The 24,462-nt window shown below is 44.4% G+C and carries 16 protein-coding genes and 1 pseudogene; 10 read left to right on the top strand and 7 right to left on the bottom strand.

The genetic code is table 11. The features are described 5' to 3' along the window. Positions 1-21 precede the first annotated feature (21 nt). Positions 22-414: a hypothetical protein gene (locus CIC07_RS24815; RefSeq protein WP_076357231.1), complete on the bottom strand. Its 393-nt coding sequence runs from the start codon at positions 412-414 to the stop codon at positions 22-24. Beyond that, a complete protein-coding gene (locus CIC07_RS24810; RefSeq protein ID WP_076357233.1) occupies positions 411-842 on the bottom strand; it encodes a hypothetical protein in 432 nt (143 codons plus the stop codon). The genes CIC07_RS24815 and CIC07_RS24810 overlap by 4 nt, the downstream gene beginning before the upstream one ends. A 163-nt stretch (positions 843-1,005) precedes the next feature. Here CIC07_RS24810 and CIC07_RS24805 point away from each other — a divergent pair, with 163 nt between their 5' ends. Beyond that, entirely contained in the window at positions 1,006-2,082 is a 1,077-nt protein-coding gene (locus tag CIC07_RS24805; RefSeq protein WP_076357235.1) for a BsuBI/PstI family type II restriction endonuclease, read from the top strand. 43 nt (positions 2,083-2,125) lie between these two features. On the opposite strand, the gene CIC07_RS24800 is transcribed toward CIC07_RS24805, so the two are convergent. Then, positions 2,126-3,643 carry an Eco57I restriction-modification methylase domain-containing protein gene (locus tag CIC07_RS24800; protein ID WP_157741980.1) on the bottom strand — a complete coding sequence of 506 codons (1,518 nt, stop codon included), beginning with the start codon at positions 3,641-3,643 and terminating at the stop codon, positions 2,126-2,128. Between the two features lie 247 nt (positions 3,644-3,890). Between CIC07_RS24800 and CIC07_RS24795 the strand changes: the two genes are divergently transcribed. From CIC07_RS24795 to CIC07_RS24780, 4 genes are all read left to right on the top strand, one after another. Beyond that, entirely contained in the window at positions 3,891-5,456 is a 1,566-nt protein-coding gene (locus CIC07_RS24795) for a DUF6119 family protein (RefSeq protein ID WP_076357239.1), read from the top strand. Between the two features lie 127 nt (positions 5,457-5,583). Then, a complete protein-coding gene (locus CIC07_RS24790; RefSeq protein WP_139334428.1) occupies positions 5,584-6,222 on the top strand; it encodes a hypothetical protein in 639 nt (212 codons plus the stop codon). A 96-nt stretch (positions 6,223-6,318) separates the two neighbouring features. After that, positions 6,319-7,242, top strand: coding sequence for a bacteriophage abortive infection AbiH family protein (locus CIC07_RS24785; RefSeq protein ID WP_094248293.1), 924 nt, complete (start codon positions 6,319-6,321; stop codon positions 7,240-7,242). Positions 7,243-7,463: 221 nt separating this feature from the next. Then, the gene (locus CIC07_RS24780; protein WP_076357243.1) at positions 7,464-8,204 is read left to right on the top strand and encodes a hypothetical protein; all 741 of its coding nucleotides are present in this window, start codon (positions 7,464-7,466) and stop codon (positions 8,202-8,204) included. Between the two features lie 278 nt (positions 8,205-8,482). On the opposite strand, the gene CIC07_RS25900 is transcribed toward CIC07_RS24780, so the two are convergent. The 3 genes from CIC07_RS25900 to CIC07_RS24765 form a co-directional block, all read right to left on the bottom strand. After that, a complete protein-coding gene (locus CIC07_RS25900) occupies positions 8,483-8,695 on the bottom strand; it encodes a restriction endonuclease (RefSeq protein ID WP_157741978.1) in 213 nt (70 codons plus the stop codon). A gap of 76 nt (positions 8,696-8,771) precedes the next feature. Further along, positions 8,772-9,749, bottom strand: a complete 978-nt coding sequence (locus CIC07_RS24770) for an alpha/beta fold hydrolase (RefSeq protein WP_076357247.1) — start codon at positions 9,747-9,749, stop codon at positions 8,772-8,774. Positions 9,750-9,887: 138 nt separating this feature from the next. Continuing rightward, positions 9,888-10,745, bottom strand: coding sequence for a LysR family transcriptional regulator (locus CIC07_RS24765; RefSeq protein ID WP_076357249.1), 858 nt, complete (start codon positions 10,743-10,745; stop codon positions 9,888-9,890). A 138-nt stretch (positions 10,746-10,883) separates the two neighbouring features. Here CIC07_RS24765 and CIC07_RS24760 point away from each other — a divergent pair, with 138 nt between their 5' ends. After that, on the top strand, positions 10,884-11,549 hold the full coding sequence (locus CIC07_RS24760) for a flavodoxin family protein (RefSeq protein ID WP_076357251.1): 666 nt from the start codon (positions 10,884-10,886) through the stop codon (positions 11,547-11,549). A 38-nt stretch (positions 11,550-11,587) separates the two neighbouring features. Further along, positions 11,588-11,799, top strand: a pseudogene (locus tag CIC07_RS25630) (sugar ABC transporter permease); the annotation flags it as partial. Between the two features lie 90 nt (positions 11,800-11,889). Here CIC07_RS25630 and CIC07_RS24755 read toward each other — a convergent pair. Beyond that, positions 11,890-12,390, bottom strand: coding sequence for a VOC family protein (locus CIC07_RS24755; protein ID WP_076357253.1), 501 nt, complete (start codon positions 12,388-12,390; stop codon positions 11,890-11,892). Positions 12,391-12,484: 94 nt separating this feature from the next. Between CIC07_RS24755 and CIC07_RS24750 the strand changes: the two genes are divergently transcribed. From CIC07_RS24750 to CIC07_RS25740, 3 genes are all read left to right on the top strand, one after another. Beyond that, complete coding sequence (locus tag CIC07_RS24750; protein ID WP_076357255.1) at positions 12,485-13,417, top strand: helix-turn-helix transcriptional regulator; 933 nt, start codon at positions 12,485-12,487, stop codon at positions 13,415-13,417. A gap of 332 nt (positions 13,418-13,749) precedes the next feature. Next, positions 13,750-16,827 (top strand): AfsR/SARP family transcriptional regulator, encoded by a 3,078-nt coding sequence (locus CIC07_RS24745; RefSeq protein ID WP_076357257.1) that lies wholly within the window; start codon positions 13,750-13,752, stop codon positions 16,825-16,827. 244 nt (positions 16,828-17,071) lie between these two features. Continuing rightward, entirely contained in the window at positions 17,072-24,061 is a 6,990-nt protein-coding gene (locus CIC07_RS25740; RefSeq protein WP_159442433.1) for an InlB B-repeat-containing protein, read from the top strand. The last annotated feature ends 401 nt before the right edge of the window (positions 24,062-24,462 follow it).

Raw genomic sequence — 24,462 nt, 5'->3', positions numbered from 1 at the left:
AAGGATGCTCCTTTCAGTGGTTTAATTGGCTTCATCGGAGTTTGCTAGGAGCCATTGCTCTGTCTCCAAGGGATTTATGCCTTGTAACGTAAAAAACGTCATGCTGCACTCGTTGTCCAGCATGACATAGATTTTATATAAGGCGTGTCCTTCATCAAAAGTACACCGTTCGATGTATTCAGGGTAATACGTACCCGCCGAGCAGGAGAAGGCTGCTTGATCGTGCTGAATGGGAGTAAGCTGATCGGTGGTTTCCAGAATGAACAACCATTGACCAGGCGGCGGGAATGCTTCATCTTCAAGTGCGGAGCGAAGCTGTTGCATGTAATCGTGGATGAATGTAAGGCAGTCGTTAGGGATATCGCTATTCTGTAGTGGGTTTGCCCAATGTGTATCAAATGGTAGGTCGATCATTTTTCTGGTTCCTCCTGATGACTATTTTCTTGTGGGCTATCCCCGTAGCGGGGATGGTTGTTAGCTTTTGCTGCTTCAAGGGCTTCAGGCGAAACATAGAATGGTTCAGCGAGTTCTGATACCCAGCCCAGGGCGAACTCAATAGGGCTTCCTTCAATAGCTGGTGGGCCATCGGCCCAATCTTTTTCAAGAGTGAATTGGATGCTATCCTCGCCCATCGTTACAAACAAATCTGTTCCATCATAATAAGGATTTACTGTGTCTCCTTCCTGAAATGTAAGAGCGACCCGTACTTGACGCACGGGCCGCTCCTTTTTGTGGATTTGAACTTGTGTTTCTGTTTCTGCGATTGCGAGGAAGTGAATATCGCCTTCAGAGTTGGAAGTTTCTTCTAGTAAAGAGATTAGTTGATTATGTTTTTCGATCATTTTTTACCTCCTTTAATTTAATCAAGATAATAATATATGATTAAAAGATTATTTATCTCGCTCGTTCTTCTGAAGTTTATTTTTGTGTCTGAAGATAAATAAATACATTGCAGACGTTATTTCTTTATGTTAAACTCAGACTATTGAAATAGGGAGGGGTATTATGGAAAATTGGTATGAGAGCGCATTACCGGATGTGGAATTCATTAAGTCCAGATTACACACAATCATTCCTGATAATGTGCAGAACGCAAATCACGCTAGAAATATTACAGCTGCCCGTACTATCTTTGTAATGTTATATGCTTATGCAATTGAAGGAGAGGCTGGAAGAATACGCCCTTCAATGGTAACTGTAATGACTGATAGACAGTCATTGGAACAGACAAGATTAGCAAGAGAGACGTGGCGAGCGCTTGTACTGGGGCCGAAAAAGCCCAATGATCCAGAGAGATGGTACAGCGAAAATACTCGGGAGCCCATTAGAGACGACACCATCTCGTCATTAAAAGAGATAGGCGCAGTAGAAGAAGTAGCGGGTATTCCAACAACTTCATCTAAACCACGCTATTTTTTAGCACGGGATTTTGCGAATCTACTAAATCCTTTTCTTGAGGGAGACGAACTGGAAGAGTTGATAGCAATATGGAGAACTGCACATTTGGCTAAAGGGGCACTTATTCTTCAGGGATTAAGAGAGCAGGAGTTGCGAAGCGAAATTTTTGTGGAGTTTGGACACGTCAAACATCCAATGTCTCCTGGCAAGAGTTCGGTGCTGACGAAGGCTGCTGTAGAAGTTTTTGCACACAACTTTATGGAGAAACCTGAAGTCTTACTTATTAGTGAATCAGCTGAAAAAGTACACTGGCAATTTGGAAAACTTCTCGAAAGATTAAAGCTTGCAATTAATCCGAAAAAAACTCTCCCAGACCTCATAATTGCTGAGACAGGTTCTTCTGGTTTCCGACTAGTATTTATTGAAATCGTCCATTCCGATGGGCCTATATCAAACAGCAGGAAAAGAGACTTGCTTGCTCTCGCTGAAGCGAGTGATTTAACAGAACAAGAATGTACATTTGTTACTGTGTTTGCATCTAGATCTGACACTGCTTACCGTAAGGTACAGAGTAGTATTGCGTGGGGCTCCTTTGTTTGGTTTGCTGACGAGCCCGAGAGAATTGTTCACTTAATTGATACTGAATCAACAGGAAAGAAAGGACTTAACGACCTGCTAAGATAGCTGGATAACCTAATAGGCTGCCAAAAGGCAGCCTATTAAATAGTTATTCCAATAAATCTGAAACAATGTTATCAATCTCTTGCTGTTCTGGAAAATGATTATCGAATGCAGTCCCCATCTTAATAAGTAATTTGTATGGAGGGTAGGGTAAACTCTTTAGATCGCCAACATTAACTTGAGTGTGACCGTTGAACTGCCTAAAGAAACAGTCTACTAGACTTGAACTTAAATATATTGCTAAACCTTTTGCTAAATCTAGTGGTAAACCCTGTCCATTCCGATGGAAATAATTAAGGTGGTTTTCAAAGCCTACAAACTCAGCGCTCATATGCTCCTCATTATATATCGCAGTAACAATACGTCGTGTCTCCTCTTTAGGAGAGAATCTTTTAACTAATACGTAGTTTCCTTTTGGGACTAGTTGTTTGATAGTTACTTCATTTAGCGAAATTGCGTTTGGTTTATCTGCTGGAAAGAGGGGCCATTCTAAAGATCCCTTATGAAAATGGACCGGATATATTAGAGGTACTGTATCATCACCAGGCGCACTTCTAAGGTTTTCCTTAGTTCTGAAATCAACTACCCTTCCTGTAGAAACCTTTAAACCTAAATCCTCAAGAGTAGTTGTTATACCCTCCATTAACGACTTGACTCTCAGGTCTTCTTCATCTCTTAATATTCTTATGAACTTGTCCTCATCGTTTGGGTGCACCAATTTATCATATTCGAGCGTATGTGTCGATGCTTCTTCGTTTAGATTCTCTGAGGATGAAATAGTAACATTCTTGTGTTCATATTCTTTTACAGCATGATAAATAATGTTCTCTTGAAGGACCTCATCATCCTTGAAAGCATCAGTTCTAGAGTTAAAAAGATGAATTTTTCTAAAATTCATGTCACTCAAGAAGTCTGATCTAAAAGGCTTAAAATAGGTTCCATTACAAAAACTACGCGGAGTAATAGCCACCAGCTCTCCATTAGGAATGAGTAACTTCTTTGATATTGCTACGAACGCGCTATAAAGATTTGTAGTTTCAATATCAATCTCCCTAAGTGTTAGCCGTGTTTCTGACTTACTGCTAATTTTTTTGTAAGGGGGATTTAGAATTACCTTACTATACATTCCTCCTGTATTGGATTTGAGTAGTGTTGAACCGTACTTTATAAAGTCATCATGAATTATAGAATAAGTAAACTGAATATTGTTTAAGGAACACAGCTTATTACAAAACTCTAAAGAAAATCGAAGATGTTCCAACAGAGTTTCATCAATTTCAACTGCTGTTACATGGATACTGAGCGGCCTTTTATCTTTTTTGCAAATTTGAGTGATAGTTGCAGTTGTAAGAATACCAATGCCGGCTCCGGGGTCAAGTAGATTTATATGAGGCTCATTTATTTCAAACATGTCACTCATAAAAAGAGCTAGACGTGGTTCTGTGAAAAATTGACCTAGGTTTGATTTGATTTCTTTCTCAGTCGCCTTGCTAACTTGCTGCCGAGTAACGTTGATCTGAGTCAGCATAAGTTCTGAGAATAATTCATTTTTTTTATCAATCATTAGCATAATAAGCCTCCATTCTGGCCGACATAAGATAGACTCTATTATAACAAAGGGAACATATGTGCGATAGGTGTCTTGATATTTTTATTTTATAGTATGGGGTTTACATAGTCCAACTAATTTCCGGTCATTAAAATATGGAATTAATAAAGAATCCCCATTTTCCGTCAAATTATGTAAGGACAGAAGGGAGGTAAAGAAGTAAAATATAGGTAAATAATCCTATTTCGAATGAGGTGACCTTATGAAACTCTCTGTTTACTTACTCAATGAGGATGTGAAGGACTTTAAGAAGGCGATACAGCGGAAATATCTTTCTGGAAACAATCCATTTTTTGAATTGCCTAAAAAAGGAGATTTGAATTATGAATGCATTGCTTTTGTACAGAGTAATAAAGTTAAGGCTCCTAAATGGCTGGAGTTTGTGGGCCAAAACTTCGACTTATCACATCTTGCATTACTAAATGCCTCAAATTCCTTCTTAATCATTCTGAGAGTGAAGAATCGTGTCTTTGCCGTCCCCTTTGGGTTTGCTTATAGTGCTTTAGATAGATCAAGAATAGAGCAAGGTTTTGGTATGCGGGTTACTTTAAATGAGATAGATCCAGAACGCATAGAAACACTAGATACAAGGAACATTGATTTGGTTACCAAGCAAAGAAGAACGCATGTGACGGTAGGGAGTAAAGTTTCTGAATTCGGTCTAAATCAGAATATAGATTGGATTAGATACGTAAGCGGTAAGCCTACAACAAAAGAATTCGCTTCTAAACTGTCAGGTTCGGATTCTTTAGCGATTACTACAGATACCACACTTAAAGAACTTGGGAAGCTCTGTGAAGATCTGTTAGAAAAATTCGAATCGAATGTCTATAAAAAACATTTTGAATTTATAGATTATCTCCGCCCCTTAAAACGCACAGATCTCAAAGTTCAGAATTTAAATGTAGAATTAGAAGGATATTTGGATAACAGAGTGACTCAAAAGGTTACAGTGGCTTTACCAGAAATTCCTGAATCAAATGTGGATCATTACAAAATTTTTATGGGTACTCGAAGTAACAAGTTATCTGACATAACATTGGAGAGTTTCTATAATTTCTTGGATGATAATCCGGATATAGATAATTACTTAGATAAAGTACATATAATCGGTTTGGATAGTGAGGGCTCTCCTGTAACTGCAAAGTATAAGATGCGTGAGTTTATTGTGGCGGAAATAAACAGTGCTTCGGAAACTTTTGTGTTGTCACTGGGTAACTGGTTTCAAGTAGACAATGAGTATGTGAAAATGATCAAAGAAACAGTTAAAGCTATCCCTGATATAACTGACACCTTAAAGTTACCTGCTATAAAGGTGGGAGAAAAGGAAGGGGAGTATAACGAAAGGGTTGGTAAAATCAAAAACTGGCTTCTTTTTGATAAAGAGCTCCTTTACTTTAGTTCAACCGAGAAATATGAGATATGTGATCTTTTAACAAAGGAAATGCAGTACTTGTGCGTTAAGAAAATGTACAGTTCTGCAACTCTCAGCCATCTTTTCGCCCAAGGAAGCGTTTCTGCGAGGCTTTTAAGAGGGGACCCGAGGGTAGAAAAGAAGGTGGAAAAAGCATACAGTCAAATGTGGTCTAAACAGGATTTTTTAGACCAAGAGGCTCCTGAGTTTGTTTATGTGATACCTACAACTAAAGAAGGTGTCCTTAGTGAATGTTTATTCTTCTTTAGCCTTATAAACTTGGTTGATCATGTACGTTCAATAAAAGAAGTGGGCTATAAGGTTTCTCTTTGTAAGGTTGAATATGAGGATTGATATTTTTCTGATAATAGGTGATTGATCAATAATTTCAATCCTCAACTAATTGCGGAAATTCAAATGAATAATTTAGAGCGATATAATTTATGTCTGATAAAATATAGTGGGAATTTGGAGGAAGTCAATGGACTCCAACTTTGATATTTATTTAGCACTTAATGAATTAGCAAAAGATCGTCCAGTTTTCCACTCAGAATCAGATTTTCAGTTTGCGTTTGCATGGAAAATCCAATCAATGTATCCTTATGCTTTGATTAGGCTAGAGTATAATCCACAGGCGTTTAGTAGTAGAACCTACATTGATATTTGGATTCAATTTTCTAATGGGCAAAATATTGCAATTGAACTTAAATATAAAACAAGAAAGATAACGTTACAGCATTTGGGTGAAACATATGAATTAGCACGACATGGAGCACCAGCAAATAATCGATTCTTAATAGTGCAAGATATAGCACGTCTTGAACGTGTTGTAAAACAAGTACCCAACACATCCGGGTATGCTGTTATTGTAACTAATGATAACGAATACTGGCAAGAGTGGAAGATCCCTAAAGAAACTAAGGACAAGGCGTTTAGGGTTCATGAAGGCGCATTTTTAACTGGTCAACTTAAATGGAAGGAAGACACAGCAACGAGTACTATTCGATCCTTAGGAGATGCTTTATACCTTGATGGCAGATATTCAATGAAGTGGTTCGATTACTCTACTTCTACAGGTTCTACCTTCAAGCTTCTTATAAATAAGGTTATTCAAGTTTAAGGAGACCTCCGTTTTTGGAACATTAAAGAGTTACTAAATCAGAAATAAGAGGAAATAGGCCGCTGTTTTCCTTCGTTTGGTAAAGGAGTGATGAGAATGACTAGTTTATTTATTATTGGTAATGGGTTTGACATAGCTCACGGAATGAGGACATCCTATGAAGACTTTCATCAATATCTTAAGGAGGAATATCCGGATGCTTCATTCGATGGATGTGTACCCGAAGCTCAAATGATGCCTGATGGTGATATGAGTTATGGTGATATTGATGTAGTAGGTTTCTTAATGGAGGTCATTACTAATGCCGAGCCGGAAGGTGAAAAATGGTCCGATCTCGAAACATCACTTGGTTATTTAAATTTAGATGAATACCTCGATAACTTTGATGATGAAGATGATGATAACGAGTGGCATAAAGTTTACAGAAATGAAGACCTATCAAACAACCTTGTCGGAGCAGTATTGGAGATTACCGATTATTTTGCTGGATGGATCAATACAATTGATATTGATGAAGTATCTCCCAAGAGTGAGTTTGAAAAGTTGATTGATAATGGTAAAGATCTTTTCCTAACCTTCAACTACACTGCTACGTTAGAGGCGCTATACGAAGCGAAGAATGTTTGCCACATTCACGGAAAGCAAGGCGGCAAATTATTGTTCGGGCATGGAAACAATACTGATTATACAGAAGAATATATGGGGCGCCATGTTGGTTCTGAGAACTCACTACAAGGTATGCAAGAAAAATTAAGAAAGAACACAACCGAAGCTATTAAGGTGAACGAGGACTTCTTTAATAGTATTAGAACAATATCTGTTGATAAAGTATATTCATTCGGATTTTCTTTCTCCGAAGTTGATAAAATATACATAACGGAGATTTGTCGCAGATTAACGAATGCAGATGTTACTTGGTATCTAAATGACTTTGATGATATTGTACTACGTAAGGAATACGAAAATGTTATTAAATCTTGTGGCTTTAATGGTGTGTTTGATACTTATCATGTTTCCTAGATTCTGACACATTAATGCAGGATGACTACTAGGCTCCCTCTCCATAAGGCCAAAACATCACGCGGCGGTGAATTGACATGGTTCCTTTCTGAGCATTTGTCCATGTAAAACCACAATAGCTAAAGCTGAATTGGGGTTCAGTATCGTTCAACTGAACTTAACAGCTCCGCTGCTGATGGTGCGATATTATTGTCTAGGGTTAAACGAAGGGGATGATTTTAATGTGGGATGGAATATTGCTTCTAGTAATTATTGCGGGTTTCTTTTCTCTTGGACTTTTTATAAAAAACTATTTGCCTACTTATATGAACGAAAAAGGGAAAAACTTAGCGACCAAAGAAGACATTGGGGATATTACACAAAAAACCGAAGAAGTAAAAAATGTGTTTCAAAAGGAGTTTGCGGATTTTTCTACGGAGTTAAGTTTTAAAAATGATTTCTATTACAAACAATATTCCCAGTTATATGCGAAGCTGTATGCCATCGTAGCTCAGTCGGAATACTTTAGATACTTTGCTGAGAAATATCATGGCTTAAATTATCCATCGGATGACGTTCCTTTCTTTGAAATCCACGGTAAACGGACGGAAATGAAAGCAGATCTTTTTTCTAGTACTATCTTAAGTCAGAAGGCAGAAGAAATAACGGATTCCGTTACTGAGTACAACAAGAAGCAGATTTGTGATTTTATCATAGCAAACGGAGATATTGCCTCGCAGAAATTGCTGAAGCTTGCTGTCGCCTACCGGTATGCACATCGCCATTACTCTGGTTCTGGAAAGAATGTGGAAGATGAAGAACTTAAAAAAGCGTTCGATAATGAGGAATTTGAATTGATTAAGAAGATCGTTCGTACGATCATTATAGACTATAATACGTTAAGAAAAGATATCAAGTTAGAATTTAGCACAAGTGAACTTGAAACTGGCCTTTTTGATGACCTGGAGTTTAAAGCAAAGTAAGGTACCCCTGGATACTATCGATGAAAGAGGGATCCCTGTGATTGCATATGTTACTACGTAACCTCACCAACCATCCTCGGCAGAACACTTCGGTGAATTGTGATTTTGCACAGCCACGGGTCACTGCTTCAAACCCTTGTCCAAGTGTGAAGGGCGCCTAACCAGGGCGTCCTTCATTTCGCTCTATTTATGATACGGTGAACCGTATCATAAGTGACGGCGAAATCTTATGGATCAGCTTCTGAAGAACAGGTATAATTTACAGGGAAATATACTTTTTACAAGCTCCAGATGCCGGTATCTGGTTTACGCATCACCATAATCCAACTGCGTAGAGTTTCGCGATTCGCCTCCGCGACTGGATATGCCCGAGCAGAACATAATTTTCTTGATCCAGGCGAAAAGCTGCTTGTTGTCACTATCAATCCTTTTTCTGCTTTTTCATATAGCACATCAGCGTACAAGGCTTTTACAATAGTTTGCTCGACCAAATCTTTTTGTCTTTTACACTGAATTAGAATTGTTGGCGGCCCTGGAAAGCCCAGCAAGGCTTTTGATTTATGAAATTCAATTGGATAGAAGATTATTTAGTGCATCATTAATAAATGAGATATCAGGCTGATGAATACCCCTTCCAGCAAAATGTCCCCAAATGGAGTCTATTGGATGTATGCATGCGTTCGGCATATGATCGGCTTCGTACATGCTATCATCGTGCGTAAAATAGAGATCTGTTTTTCCTGGCATAATGCAGGCTTGGGCCTTGATACTTTGGAGTGCCTTATTGAAATCACCCTTGTACAAGGGATTATTGCTGATGTCGGCATGTTGCCCTGTGCGAATCATTGCCAATAAGTTGTAAGGGTCAAGCGTAAGAAAGTTTTGCTCCCAGAAACCGGCAATAAACTCATCTAATGAATCGTACCCTAGCTCCTTGTAGCAGCTATTACGATAGAACGCATGCGAGAGTCCCCATCCGGCGTAAATACGTCCTACGGCTCGTAAGCTTGTGCTCGTGCCGTTAGTCTCCAGTGGAGCTTTTACACCTTCAAAGAAGGCATAGGTGTGAGGCCAAGTCTTGGCTGTTCCGTTAAAAGGTGCTATCCGTTGAACCATATTGGGATAAGCGGCTCCCCATTCAAAGGCTTGCATAGCTCCTAATGACCAGCCTGTGACCAGAGCAATCTTCTTAATTCCTAGTTTGTACATCATGAGATGGTGCTGTATTCGCACATTATCATAGATTGTAATAAGAGGAAATGAGTTCTTATCTGACGGTATTTCTATGTTGCTAGGGGATGAAGACAAGCCGTTTCCTAAAAGATTTGGAACAATAATAAAGTATTTATTCGGATCCAGTGCCATACCTTCGCCGATCAACCATTCATTACTTCGATGGGTATCGCCCAGAGCTGTAGGATACAAAATAACATTGTTCTTCTCAGCATTCAAAGTCCCATAAGTTTTGTATGCGAGAAAAGCGTTATTTAGCACTGCACCTGACTGCAGGGTATAATCGCCTAGCTCCAAAATCTCATATTCCATGATATAGTCCCTCCCAAAATTGAATTGGTTTCATTCTAGTTTAATCATTGCAGCAGCCGCAGTTTAAGACTTTATTTACCTCCACTTCATAGAGGAGGGAGACAGGAAATAGAGTTATAAAATGGAATCGGGTGGAATTTATTCCAGGCCAGCAATCTTCACCATCTCTACGAAAGCTGTCAAGGCTTTACTGGAAAATGGAGCATTCCGGCGAACCAGGTTTGTCTGCGTACACCTAAACGCTGCCGGAATCGTGAATGCACCCAGCGACTTGTAGGCTCCAGTCAGCACGGATTCAGGCAGCAGCGTAGCAGCAAGACCGGACCGCACACAACTCAGGAGCGTTTCCAACGAACCGATTTCAATCATATTCACCAGAGGTATTCCTTTGTTGCCAAGCCACTCCTCCAAAATAGCTCTGAATGGACATCCCTTCGGAGAAACAGCCCATTTTGTATTCGACAGGTCCGGGTAAACCTCATCTGTTTTTTTGGTCAGTAGCTTGACCTGCTCCTGCATCGTATATTCACAAATCAACTGAGGCGACTTGATATCACCAGTGATGAAGGCGCCATCCAATTGATAGTTTAGCACCTTTGCAAGAAGCTCCGATGAGGTTCCAGTTATAAAGGAAAGCGATACATCAGGGTATTGCAATTGAAAATCTGATAAGATGTTCATAAAATTTCCGCACGTAACGGTCTCTACAACGCCGATCGCTAAGGAGCCGCTTGGATAAGAAGTCTCCCGGACCTCTTTAACCGCTTCTTCGGACAAATTCATAATCGTTAGCGCATATTTGCGGAATACGATCCCCTTCTCAGATAGTGTGACGCCTTTGGAATGTCTGTGGAACAACTCTACCCCCAATTCAGACTCCAGCTTACGGATTCGCGCGGTAACATTCGACTGCACGTACTCCAATCGTTCAGCTGCCCGCGAAATACTGCCTTCTTCTGCAATGCTCAAAAATACTTTGAGATCAATCAGTTCCATGCTTTACTCCTTCAAAGGGATATCAGAAATAATGATACCGATATCAATATCGATCATTATTCAATTTGCAATTTCATTATTACAATGAGGATAAGAAAGCGTTAAACATAAAACCGCATTTGGAAAGGGGAAATAGAATTGAATCCAAAAAACCATTCACAAAAGCTGCTTATCCTCGTTGGCAGCCCGCGACGCGAAGGGAATTCTGCCGCGCTTGCAGCAGCTGTTCAGCGTGGCGCCGAGCAGGTGAGAACTCAGGTATCGTTGCGGTTCATTGACTCGTACATTTCAAGCTTCCTCCATGATTGCCGGACATGTCGTCTTCCGGACGGCGAGTGCGCTATTGCCGACCAGTACCGGACGCTGTTTTTCGATGACTTTCTACCGGCCGACGGTGTGGTGTTCTGTTCCCCGGTGTACTGGTACGGGTTATCAGCTCAGACAAAAGCGTTCTTCGATCGCACATTCTGCTATTATGCAGCGTCGTACTCGGAATCGGCCCATGTTATGGAGAGGATGTCCCGCAAGCGTATTGGCCTTGCGCTGGCTTCCGAGGAGACTTATCCGGGCGCATCGCTCGGCATTATCCATCAAATTCAGGAGTATTCCCGCTACACAGACTCCGAATTTGTTGGTGTCGTACGAGGCTTCGGCAACAGCCGCGGCGAGGTGGTGAATGACCCAAGCTCTCCGGTTACCGCCGCCGAGCAGCTTGGCCGTGAATTTTTCCGGGGCAAATATTCCGATTACCGCATAGACACCCAGAGGAGCGGGCGAGTGTGGCCTTCGGATTCGACTAATTAGTTGCTCCTGAAAAAGTCCAAAATTGAAAAAAAAAGGCCCCCCATTTTCTGTCTTGGATTATTCTGGGCGACATTCTGATCGATATATTATCCCCTTCGGAGGGAATCCTCAGTTGGGCGCTCGGCCTGCTCATTACGAAGCGGCAGTCATCGACGGTGCGAACCGCTGGCGCCAGACCTGGCACGTCACCCTTTCGGGTATCGCCCTGATCGTCGTGCTGATGGTGAGGTTGAGCTTGGGCAACGTTCTCAAGCATTCAAGATCAATGGGGGAAACTTACCATAAGTGACGGCGAAAATGTCTGCAAAAATCCTCTTTTTGGTGGTTCAGGCTCTGGCTTTCAGCTCTTTTCCACATCCGTCAAAAATGGATTAAAGCTCTTCTGGGCATATTCCATAGCATCGATATACTTTTGCTGTTTTGACCGCTCTATCATTTCTTCAGGACTAACGTCCTCTATTTTGGATGTTATCCACCATATATTCCCGAACGGATCAATTACTCTTCCACCTCGTTCCCCCCATGCCTGGGTTATCACTTTCGTCATGGATGTAGCGCCGGCCTCTATGGCCTGAGCATAAAATTTATCACTGTCGTCCACGTACAGACGAATTAAGCAAGGAAACGGCGGCCATTCGTCAGGAGAATCGAACATGAGAATTTTTGAATCACCGATGCGTACCTCTGCATGCCCTATGCTTCCGTCAGCATTGTATACCCGGCCAAGTTCCTGTGCATAAAAGGCGGAAGCCAAAAAGGCAATCAATTTTTCTGTGCTTTTTGTAGTGATCCAAGGGGTAATGGTATGGTTCTCAGCATGCAACATTTGGTTCTCGTTCATTCAGCCCAACCTCCAATGATAGAATTGGATTGATTGTATCATGTAAAACTTGACAACATTATGTCATAGTTTAAAGGGTAGAGGGGGTGACAGGATGAGGATCGACCGATTAATCTCCATTATTATGCTTCTCATGCAACGCAGAAAAATGGATGCTAAAGAGCTGGCCGCCATTTTGGAAGTGACTACCCGTACGATTTACCGGGATATTGAAGCTATCAATCAGGCGGGTATTCCGATCGTAACCTACCCTGGACGTCTGGGCGGCATTGGTATTCTGGAAGAATATAAAGTAGATAAAAAGTTTTTTACCAACAACGACATTCGCACGATGCTTATTGGTTTGTTAGGCCTTCAATCTGTATTAAAAGACGAGCAATCCAAAAATGCCATTATCAAAGTCAAAGGTATGGTGCCTAGTAATCAATTATCGTTGGTTGAAAGACAAACGGAACAAATCGTCATTGACCTGACGCCGTGGTATGCAGACGCTCGTTTGGAGCAATTTCTAGAATGCGTGCAAAGAGCTTTGGATCAGCAGAAAATATTACATTTTGAATATTGCAACGCACAGGGAGGGACGTCCAACCGGGAAGTCGAGCCGTACCGACTTGTTCACAAGGGAAATCATTGGTACTTGCAAGGCTTTTGTCGGACAAAGCAGGAGTTTCGAACATTTAGAGTTTACCGGATATCTAATATTTCTCTATCAAAGACTACATTTGTCCCGAGCAATTTTGAAATCGATGAGATGGATGCATCATTCTCCAAAGAAGTATCATGGATAAACGTTCAAATTAGATTTAATGAGAATATTAAAAAGACGATGATAGATTATTATGGTGAAGATTGTATTGTTTCTTATTCGGATGGCTGGTACACTGCAACAATTTCATTGGAAGATAATGAGCAAGGTTATGACTCCTTATTAAGGTTTACCAATCACTGCGAATGTTTGAGCCCTTCGCATATCAGAGAACATTTAATTGAAAAAGCGGCTGGTATTTTGTCTTTATATGGACGATAGACGGACAGCGCGGAGAATCGTACCACAGTGCCGAAAGACCTGATACATCGTTTTATGGGAAGTTCCCCAATGCGCGTGGGGTGACGTACTTTAAACCACAATATTTTATAGCATAACTGAAATAAATCACCTAATAAACGCACGGGGAGAGCTGCTACGGCAGCATTATTCACATTTTTCGCCGGTAGAACCGTTAAGCTGAACCTTATCACAAATAGGGCGAAATTATAACGGTGACACTAAGTTTGCCAATAAGACGTAGGAATTTACGACTTGTTGTCGAAGTTACACTTCATTACTCATTTTCAGTCTTACTTCCGGAGGGTGCCTTGATGATTGCCGCAACAAAGATGCATATTCCTCATGAACGGCATACTTTGGTTATTCGCTCGGATCTGATTCGTATGCTAGATCAGGGCATGGATGCGAAGCTGACGTTCGTATTCGCTCCATCCGGCTATGGGAAAACGACGGCGTTAAGCGAATGGGCCAGACAAAGAGAGAAATCTGTTGCATGGGTATCACTCGGCAAGCAGGACGACGGATGGATTACATTCTGGAACACGGTCATCGCTTCGATCCAGAATCGGATTGTAGGTTTTGGCCGGACGGTTTGGCCACTGCTAGCTCAGGGGCCCTCTGCGTCTTCCGCGTCAATGGAGCCGGCAATGACTGCGCTGTTGAACGAGTTGTATCGATTGCCAGGCGAGCTGGTCATCCTAATTGACGATTATCACCTGGTGACGATGCCCGCCATCCAGAAGTCGATGAGCTACTTGCTCGAATATCTTCCCGATCATATTCATTTATATATCGCAAGTCGCAATGACCTATCCTTCCCGACAACAAGATTGTTGTCGAAAGGCCAGATGCGACGGATTACGATTGAACAATTGCGGTTCCGACCTGAGGAAGTATCCGATTTCTTCCAAGATACGACGGAATTGAAGCTGTCGATGGAGCAACTCCATATATTGTACAACCAAACCGAAGGCTGGATTAGCGGATTGCGTCTGGCGGCCATCTCCCTGAAACGGAGCGGCAATGTGGCTGAAATGATCCGTCAGTTCAGCGGTCAGCAACAGCTCGTATCGAATTACTTGTTGGAGGAAGTCATTGGCGATCTGCCGGAGGCGATGCTCGGTTTTTTGCTGCAAACCTCCGTATTAAACCAGATGAATTACGCCTTGTGCGAGGCGGTGACCGGCCAGTCGGGAGGCCAGCAACAGCTGGAACAATTGGAACAGCTACAGCTATTCATTATTCCATTGGACGATCAACGCAGATGGTATCGTTATCACCATCTGCTGTCTGATTTTCTACAGTCGATGCTCGCTCGAACAGAGCCTGAGCTGTGGGTTCAAGCGAATGCGCGAGCCGCGCAATGGCTCGAAAATAATGGCTTTGTCGAAGAAGCGGCAGAGCACTACTTGGCGGGGCGGCAGTATGATGACGCCGTTCGACTGATCGAGGGTTATCTGCATGAATTTCTGATTGGCGGCAAAAACTTCGTCGTTGCTCGCTGGGTGATGAAAGTGCCTGAGCAATACTTATCGCATAGGCCATTCCTCGAGCTTTTTTATTTGTATGCGATGGTTGGTATTCGGCAGTTTAAAAGCATTCCGGATCGAGCGAAGCGGCTTCGGGTCCGTTTTGAAGCGATGAAGGATCATATGGATGCGGACGTATGGTGTGCGACGATGGGAGAAATCTATTATATCTGCGCTTCTGCTGCCTATGTATCCAAAGACCTTGTCAGCACAGCTGAATATTTTATCCGCGGGGATAAGTCTGCACCTGAGCACAGCTTGTTTATTCAAGGCGGCAACAATAGACATTATTCCGTAGAAGAGTTTGATGACCATCTGTGCTACATTAACGACTATCATGGCGCGGCACAATTTTTCGCCAGGATGACGGGTCATTGGCGGGATCACGTGAACCATCCGTATGCGACGCCGATGTATGCGTCATATGCCAAGCTATTGTGCGAGTGGAATCGGTTAGAGGAAGCGGAAGTTTGGATCAACCGTATGAACCGCGCGGACGGACTCGCGCCCGTTCCTCGCAATATGTATCAACTGGATGTGGCGGCTTCGAGAATTCAAGAAGCGAAGGGGAACTCACTAGAAGCTGCGGCGCTGCTAGAACGACTTAAGCTGAGGATCGATTCACCGGACTATGAAATCTTCCTACGGAAAATCGAAGCGGAACAGGCCAGCCTGGCGGTGCGTCAAGGCGACTTGGCGTCTGCTCAGCGATGGTTGAAGCAATGTGGGATGTCATACTCGGACGAGGCAACGCTGGACAAAGTGCCCGAACAGTTGGCGCTGGTTCGCGTGCTTGCCGCATGCGAACAATACGAACAAGCGCTTTCTCTCGCAGAGCGGCAGTATCATCTGTTGACGAAGGAAGACCGTCTGCGGGACCGCATTCACATTCTGATTTTGCAAAGCATGGCGTTATATAATAATGGTCGGATTGAGCCGGCGCTGGCGAAGCTGGGTATCGCACTGCGTATCGCGAAGCCGCAAGGGTTCATCCGCAGCTTCGTTAACGAAGGCGCGGCGATGGCGGAGCTGTTGTCTATTTATGTGCAGTCGCATGGAGACAAGGGGGCGGGATCGACGGATGTGTCCAGTTATGCGGGTCTCATACTAGATGCGTTTCACATGAATAACACACGTCCGCGAATGAAGATTCGATGTTTTGGGCGATTGCGTGTAGAGACGGAGAACGGTACTGCGATCAAGTGGCGGACATCCAAAACCGAAGAGTTGATGGCCTTTCTCCTTCATCATCGCGGCGAGGCGGTGAGCAGGGATCGAATTCTCGATTCTTTGTGGGGAGAGGTGCAAGTTGAAAGGGCAGGGGCCCAGTTTAATACGACGGCTCACTATTTACGCAAGGCTTTAAGCCAAATCGGCCTTGATGGCATCGTTCAGCATGTGGGAGACGGTTACCGAATCGATATGAGTCAGTTGGAATGTGATCTCGTTGACTGGAATCGTTTGCTGGCGGCTCAGACGCAGATCGATGATATCAAGCTGCGGGACTTTGCCAGTGAGCTAGTTCAATTATATGGAGAAGGCTATATGGCAGGCACCTCGTACGTATGGGCAGAGCCGACGCGAGTTCGCCTGGAAAACCAGTACGTCGAGATGTTGCTTCGTCTCCATGAACGTGAGAAGGAAATGGGGCAGTATGATGTGGCTGCGGAACTGCTGAGGCAGGCGCTTGCGCGCGATCCGTTGAATGATTATATTCATGAGCTGCTCATCCGCGTGATGGTGCTGGCAGGTAACCGCTTTTCAGCGATCAAGCAATATGAGGCGCTCCAGAAGATGTTGTTGACCGAGTTCGGAATGAAGCCAAAGGAAGCGGTCAGGAGACTGCTGGATATAAACTGAAGCATTTTACTTTGAAGGGAGTATCCCTCAGTCATCGAGTATGACTGAGGGATACTCCTTTTTCTATGAGCGGATTGTTTAGGGTTTGTTTAGACCGCCTGTGCTAAGTTGTAGCAGAATATCGACATCCTGCAGGGGTTTAGTAGTTATTTTGTCTGATTTTATCGGCGCCTAAACTTTCGAAAAATGCCTAGCCGAGCCGGACAGATATTGGATTGATTATCATATCGGAAGGATGTTGGACTTGAACAAGTGGCATAAGCGAACGATTAGCTTCTTACTTTTATTTTCTATTCTGGTATCGTTATTATCAACGTGGGCATTTGCTGCTCCAACAAGTGCGGTCGCGCCAACAGGTTCCTCTTCTACGCCAATAACATGGCATGATGCATCACGGAATGCAGGGACAGCGCAAAATACATTTCAAGATGTAAAATCAACGGATTGGTTCTACGATGCTGTAATGTATGTGCTGCAAAATGATATATTCACGGGTACTGGACAAGATACCTTCTCGCCGAAGAGTACAATGACTCGTGCCATGTATGTAACGGTGCTTGGACGAATCGCAGGTGTTGATGCAGGTAAATTCACCACTTCTGTATTTACAGATGTGCCGCTGACTGCTTGGTATGCGCCTTATGTGCAATGGGCAGTTGAGAAAGGCATTACAAGCGGTACGGGTGGCGACACCTTCTCGCCCAACAAGACTCTATCAAGAGAAATGATGGTGACGCTGACATTACGATATTTTGAAAATGAAAACATCGCTTATCAAACGAACGTCAAAGTAACAACGTTACCGAGTGACATCGCGGATATTTCTCCTTGGGCGGTCGATGCGGTTGTCAAGCTATGGCAGGCAGGCTTGCTTACCGGAGACGAGCATGGTGATTTCAAACCCAAGTCTAGCGCAACTCGTGTTGAAGCGGCTGCTTTTTGCATGCGCAGCAACGAAGTTGTAAAGGTTTGGGCGAGCCAGAATCAAGTAGTTCCAACACCTTCGCCATCACCAACGCCAACACCAATAACCGAGAATGCTAGCAGCGGCGGTGGCGGTAACTCAGGAAGTAGCGACGCTGTTACTTATGCCATTACGTTTGTAACAAATGGCGGACCGGCTATTGCTAGCCTTCAGCTCCACAAAGGTGAAACTATGAGCAATCTTCCGGTTCCAGTGAAGCAAGGGTTTATTTTTCAAGGTTGGTATAAGAACAGTGATCTTACACGAATATTCGCCGATGGCAGTACAGTCAACGAAAACATGACGTTGTATGCCAAATATATTGAAAGCCTCGATGATGCCGTTCAAAGTATTCCGAGTATTACGGTTCTGGATCAAGCGCCGAGCTTCACGATCAAAGTGGATGATGCTACGGGCAACATGACGGTAGACCAAGTGAAAGCTGGAATGAAGTTTGAATCGCCGGGCAATCCCCAATTTGCAGGCATTGAAGTAACCGGCTCGCATGGTCAGTTCATTGTAGTTGCCAAAGGCGGCGCGTTCGAGGAAGGGAACACCTACCAGCTTACGCTTACGGACGCCCATCTTTCTTTTGCAGGTCAAGACCCTACGACCACGATCTATGTTTTTGACATTGCCAAACAAGAGGTCGTGCAGTTACCGCTAAACCATGACATGGTTTATGTGCCGTTCTCGGACGTATCGAACATGACGGAGAACGGTACGGATGTGGACTCCCTATCGATTCCGGTTATCACTGCGGAGGTTGGCGATAGCAGAACAAGTCTGGGCTCAGTTAACGTTTTAAACGGTACTTTCGATTATGACGGTCATTCGGTTCAAGTTGGCGATACCGTTGCCATATATACAGGTGTTCGGCCTGATCAGCGTACTGTACATACAAGCGACGCCGGCAACGGCGATGTGGCTTATGTAGAGATCACGGCGAAAAGCGGCAACACCTACACCTATACCCATGCAGATCCCGAGAAAGTGTTAGTTAAACCGAACGTTCTTCCTGTGAGCACGACAGCGGACACGGATGGAAGCGCGACGAACCACTCTATCACGCTAGAGCATACAACGATGAACTATAGTAATAGTAAGTATTCGCCGCTGGGTCTGGATGAGCTCACCGTTGTAAAAGCAGGGGACTTTATCGCTTTCTACAATGGTGAATTCGGCAGCGGAGCCACTTCTGCAGGATACGGACTCATCACGTCGATCACGCATGCGGAAGATATGGATATCCTTACTTATACAGATGCAACGGAGGAACAACTAGAGAACCCTCTGAATTTCTATCAGAAGCAAACGCTCGACGGAGATCAGTTATTATCGAATGCCGAAGTCGCGAGTCTGGAAGGGCAAATCAAGCAGCAAGCCGTAGCAAGTGGATTCGTCAATCAAGCGGCTAATTATTTGTCCACTGCGGCGCTGCAAACCGACAGCTTCAAGCAGCAGTACAACGCGCTTGCACCGATGGCTGCAACAAACTCCAGCAAAAAAGTAAGCGTGGAAAATCTAACTATCATACCTTCGATAGGCAGTCAATTGCAGCATTTTCCGGGATATACGGGGGTTAGCGTCTCTCTCCAAGTGAAGTGCGATATCGTCATTGATTCCAACAACGACAATAAAGATGTCATTATTATTCATCTGACGAGCACGTTCCTTGAAGAAATGCATTTTGGTCTCAGTATTAATGGCCAGACGCAGACCCATAAAATTTTGTTCGTTCCTATCATAGATGACTATGTCATAACGGCCAACCTAGATGCCTATACGTACACAGGCATCACGATAACGGCCGAGATCGGCACCATCGCAAAGACTAATCTAAAGGATGCTTTAAAGGACTGGAATAAGATAAACAACGCAGTAAACATCGCTCAGCAGATTCAAGCGCTGCTTGAGGGTGTCGATGATTCCGGGGCAATCTCCGCGACTACATTGAAGAACAAGTATCGGAGCCTGCTGAAGAACGAAACGGAATGGGTTCCGTTCCTAAGCAAAGAACTCGTGAGGAACCGTCCAAGTGTTTGCGCGGGTCTCGTTCAAGTTGAATTTACGGCTACTCTTGTCGTCAGTGTCAATCCGAATCTGACGGTGGGTGCGGATTATAGTTATCAGAGCGCCAAGAGGTATACGGCTACCGTAAAGGTTTATTCTTTTACAGGCAGCAGCAGCACCTTAAGTTTACAAGGTGATGGTAACTATCAGTTTAAGTTCTATGTCCTGGGTACTATAGGATTGCGCGCAGGTCTTCTAATGGAACTTAAGGCAGGTATTTTAAGTGTTAAATTGAATAGTATAGGCGCCTCTGCAGAGGCTGGAATTTATTTGAAATTATGGGGATATTTCTACTACCAGCTGACGAATACGTCCGCCGGCAAGACGGCCGATTCTCTAGGCGCTTTGTATTTGGAATCGGGAGTTTACTTGGTTTCAGTAGTCGGGGCGCAGCTGGGCGGCGGTTTGCTCTCGGGAGATGTTCCGCTGTACGAAAATGAATGGCTGCTTTATTCTGCGGGGTCGCAAAACAATGCCGATGACTTCGCATACCCCCAGGATGATTCGCTTGGATTTACATTCGTGCCTGCTGCGACCTCCTTCCAAGTTCCGGACAAACTGTTTACGATGAATGGAATCGATATGAAAACAGGAGACGCGACTGCCAAAGTTTATGATCCATCCAATTTCGATATCCAGGTGGATAATCCTGATTTCAAGTATAATCCGAGCACCAGAACGATAGAAGTTGCCAACAAGAGCAATTCGGTGAGCGCAGGCAACTTGGTTATTACATGGAAGAATGCGTCCTTGGCTTTCAGCGCATCCCCAATAAAGCGCACGTTGCCATTGTATTGGTCATCGAGACAGGGTAATTATACGATCGAACTGGAACTGAGGAACGGTGAGATCAACAGAGTCATTTCTGCGCCCTATGATGCAAAAATTGATGTTCAGGCTCCCGTATATTCAGGATATACCTTTAAAGGCTGGTATACGGCTCTTGACGGCGGCACGAAGTATACGATTTCTAACACAATGCCGGCAAAGGATCTCCACCTTTATGCGCACTGGGTGCCGAACAGCAATACGCCGTATGCCGTTGAACATTATTTAATAGATCCGAACAGAGGAGATGCCAGCCTTGCGGCTACGGAGAACTTGCAGGGGACAACAAATACGGAGATTAATATCACCTCCAACAAATTCGCGCTCCAAGGTTATTTAACTGGTTCTGTAAGCGGTGTGTACATTAAGGGAGACGGCACGGCAGTCGCCAGAATTTATTACCGGCCCGCGGATCGGATGATGACCTTCAAATTAGGCTATGGGGCTTCATCTGCCGGGAGTACGGTAAGCGCGCCAATCGGGAAGGACATATCCACTCAAATACCGGTAATGACAAGGCCAGGCTATTCGTTCGCCGGATGGTCGCCATCCGTTCCGAACGCCATGCCGAGTCAAGACGCTACATACACCGCGACGTGGACAGCCAGAAACGATACGCCTTACAAAATCGTATACTTGCAGCAGGATATGGGAAAGGACCAATACGGATATCCCATCGGAGGTAACACATATACAATCGCTGATGTGGAATTATTAAAAGGAACGACGGATACGGCAATTAACGCAACGCCAAAGAGTTATGAGGGCTTTAGCTATGACAGTTCTGCCCCAGGCACGCTTCTCACGAGTACAATCGCGGCCGATGGGACTACTGTTCTAAAGATGTATTACAAACGTAACCAGTATCTCGCAACATTTGATCCAAACGGAGGTACGCTTGTTGGCGGTTATACCAACCCTATTAACAAGACGATCTATTATGGTCAGAATATGAACATATGGACACCTGCTGTAACCAATGGAAATGCCGTGTTCATGGGATGGTCGCCTTCCATACCCGCGACAATGCCAGGGCATAATGTCACTTTCACGTCACAATGGAAACAGGGTTCTTATACGGTAGACCATATTCGGCAAGATCTAACGGGTGCATATACGATAACCGAATCCGAGACGATAGTTGCTCCAGCCAATAATACAGTTACCGGAACGCCCAAAAGTTATGAAGGCTTCACGTATAACAGCGGCATGTCGGGTACTATCGCATCAGGGGTAGTGGGGGATTCGACGAATAGCCCGCTGCATTTGAAACTGTATTACGCGCGCAACAGCTACAAGGTGACGTTTGATGCCAATGGAGGTACGGGCGGAACCACGATAAATGTGGTGTACGGCGCGTCCACGTTTATCGTCTCTGCGCCGCAAGTGACAAAGGCAGGCAATGTGTTCAAGGAGTGGTCTCCTTTGCTTTCCGCCATGCCTGAAACGATGCCCGCCCAGGATATTGCGTACACCGCTCAGTGGAAGGCGGGTCCCTCCGTAAATTATGCAGGTATCATTCTTCAAGCGTCTTATAAAGTGGGAGATACCCTTACGGCTACTGCGACAATAAGCGACGGTAATCCAGTAGGCAACCGAGCGGCTTATCAATGGCAAGTAGAAACGAATGTAGGTAGCGGGACGTACCAAAATGCATCCGGTTCGGGCAGCACAACGGCGAGCTACACGATTGCAATGGCGGATATGGGTAAGAAACTGAGAGTTGCGGTTACCGGCGCAGAGGAAGCAACGGGAACAGAAACGAGTATAGCAACTAGTGCAGTGCTCATACCAGTCTCAGGGGTAACGATCAATATTGTCAATCCTATCGTGGGAGATACCCTTGCTGCCAATGTCACCATGGGAGATGGCAATGCAGCGGGCAGCCGAGTGAACTACCAATGGAAAGTAGAAACGACGGCAGATAGTGGAACATACCAGGATGCAGCGGGCACGGGCAGCCAAACCGCAACATACACGGTTGCAGAAGCAGATTCGGGTAAGAAACTGCAAGTTGTGGTGACGGGTGCAGCGGGAGCATCGGGAACGGCAACAAGCGCAGCAACAAGCGCGGTGCCTGTTGGTGTCGCGGGAGTAACGATAGATAATATATATCCGACCATTGATGCGATCCTTACGGCTAGCGCAACCATGCAAGATGGTAATGTTGCAGGCAACCGAGTGATCTACCAATGGAAAGTAGAGTCGGCGGCTGGAAGCGGAACGTACCAGAATGCGACGGGTACGGGCAACGCGACAGCGAGCTATACGGTTGCGGCGGATGACATGGGTAAGAAACTGCAGGTTGTGGTGATGGGCGTAAGCCCGGCAACCGGAACAAAAACCGCTACGACAAGCACGGTGATCGATTCTATCTATATCACTGGCGTAACAATTCCCAATGTAAATCCGGGGGTTGGTTGGCGCGGGGTAAATTCCGGTGTTTATGCCAGAGTATCGATGAGTGATGGTAATCCGACAGAAGGTCGAGTGTCTTTTCAATGGCAAGTAGAAACGGAAACAGGGAGCGGGACGTATCAGAATGCAACAGGTGAAGTCTTCGAATCCCAGGGAGCCGGATTTTACAGACCTGTAGCAGGAGATATAGGCAAGAAGCTGAAAGTCATTGTGACAGGCTTAGGTCCGGTTGCCGGAACGAAAACCACGGTAACCAATGCGGTAATCGCTGGTTTTGATAATTATCCTATTATAGACAATACAAATCCTAGAATAGGTGATACCCTGCATGCGGATGTCTTGATGGCTGATGGCAATCCGCCTGGCGACCGCGTTACGTATCAGTGGTATACGGAAGACCTATTACCCGGAGACTATATCCCTGCCAAGGGTGTTGACGCCACAACGGCAAGTTACACGGTTAAGGCAGCGGATGGAGGCAAGAGGCTGAAAGTTACGGTTACTGTCGACGCAGATTACGGCGCTCTAGGAAGTGCGGCCACGAATGCGGTGAAGTTGATTTCGGACAACATTATCCCTACATGGATCGCGGTTGCCCAATCAGCCGGACTGACGAATCTCACTCAAGTCTCGAACACGGTAGTATCCATGTCAGGCCCAGCTACGCTAACGGGCAATTTGACAATTCCGGAAGGCGTAACGCTTATTGTGAGTGATCCATTTGTTGTGGCTGCAGGCACAAAGCTTACCATTGAGGGCACGCTAAAGGTCCATAACCACCCGTCGTTTGCCAACAACGGCACCATAGTAATGGAAAATAATTCGTATTTTATCCAGTTTGGCGAGGATTTCACCGAGGAACTTTCGGAAGCAATAAACGAATGGATCGATAATGGTACATTCATCATCAACGGTGACGGCACTCTTGTAATTGTCCCCCGCGAGCTATGAAACGAAGGCAGGTAGGCCGTGTTTGACGCAAACGGTACCAACGAAGGGCACCCCATTCAGGTGCCCTTTCGATTTTGCCCTATAGATGATGCGGCGAACCGTATCATAAGTGACGGCGAAAAATGATTGTTGCTATACAATTAAAATAGGTAAAAAGCTGGGATTAATCACTGAAGGGGAGCAGGTAAGGATAACAAGCAGCTCATAAGTAAAATAGACGATTGCCAATCCTTGCCGCGGTCGGTTGTCGCCGTTTTAAAGCTTCCTTGTGGGTACTGGCTAGAGACTGCACCAAAGGCGATCTCCAAAATGGATTCCTCCTTGAACCTTACGCAACGTAATGATTTATAGTGAACGTAACAGCAGGACAAACATTGAATTCGAAAACGGAGGAGAAACAG

The organism is Paenibacillus sp. RUD330 (assembly GCF_002243345.2).
Lineage (GTDB): Bacteria > Bacillota > Bacilli > Paenibacillales > Paenibacillaceae > Paenibacillus_O.
This window is presented reverse-complemented; position numbering and strand designations above follow the sequence as displayed.

Excerpts from the sequence above, each read along its gene's own strand:
- CIC07_RS24745 (WP_076357257.1), top strand. The coding sequence starts at position 13,750 with ATGATTGCCGCAACAAAGATGCATATTCCTCATGAACGGCATACTTTG.
- CIC07_RS24755 (WP_076357253.1), bottom strand. The coding sequence starts at position 12,390 with ATGAACGAGAACCAAATGTTGCATGCTGAGAACCATACCATTACCCCT.
- CIC07_RS24790 (WP_139334428.1), top strand. The coding sequence starts at position 5,584 with ATGGACTCCAACTTTGATATTTATTTAGCACTTAATGAATTAGCAAAA.
- CIC07_RS24785 (WP_094248293.1), top strand. The coding sequence starts at position 6,319 with ATGACTAGTTTATTTATTATTGGTAATGGGTTTGACATAGCTCACGGA.
- CIC07_RS24810 (WP_076357233.1), bottom strand. The coding sequence starts at position 842 with ATGATCGAAAAACATAATCAACTAATCTCTTTACTAGAAGAAACTTCC.
- CIC07_RS24765 (WP_076357249.1), bottom strand. The coding sequence starts at position 10,745 with ATGGAACTGATTGATCTCAAAGTATTTTTGAGCATTGCAGAAGAAGGC.
- CIC07_RS24770 (WP_076357247.1), bottom strand. The coding sequence starts at position 9,749 with ATGGAATATGAGATTTTGGAGCTAGGCGATTATACCCTGCAGTCAGGT.
- CIC07_RS24805 (WP_076357235.1), top strand. The coding sequence starts at position 1,006 with ATGGAAAATTGGTATGAGAGCGCATTACCGGATGTGGAATTCATTAAG.
- CIC07_RS24750 (WP_076357255.1), top strand. The coding sequence starts at position 12,485 with ATGAGGATCGACCGATTAATCTCCATTATTATGCTTCTCATGCAACGC.
- CIC07_RS24780 (WP_076357243.1), top strand. The coding sequence starts at position 7,464 with ATGTGGGATGGAATATTGCTTCTAGTAATTATTGCGGGTTTCTTTTCT.
- CIC07_RS24815 (WP_076357231.1), bottom strand. The coding sequence starts at position 414 with ATGATCGACCTACCATTTGATACACATTGGGCAAACCCACTACAGAAT.
- CIC07_RS24795 (WP_076357239.1), top strand. The coding sequence starts at position 3,891 with ATGAAACTCTCTGTTTACTTACTCAATGAGGATGTGAAGGACTTTAAG.
- CIC07_RS24800 (WP_157741980.1), bottom strand. The coding sequence starts at position 3,643 with ATGATTGATAAAAAAAATGAATTATTCTCAGAACTTATGCTGACTCAG.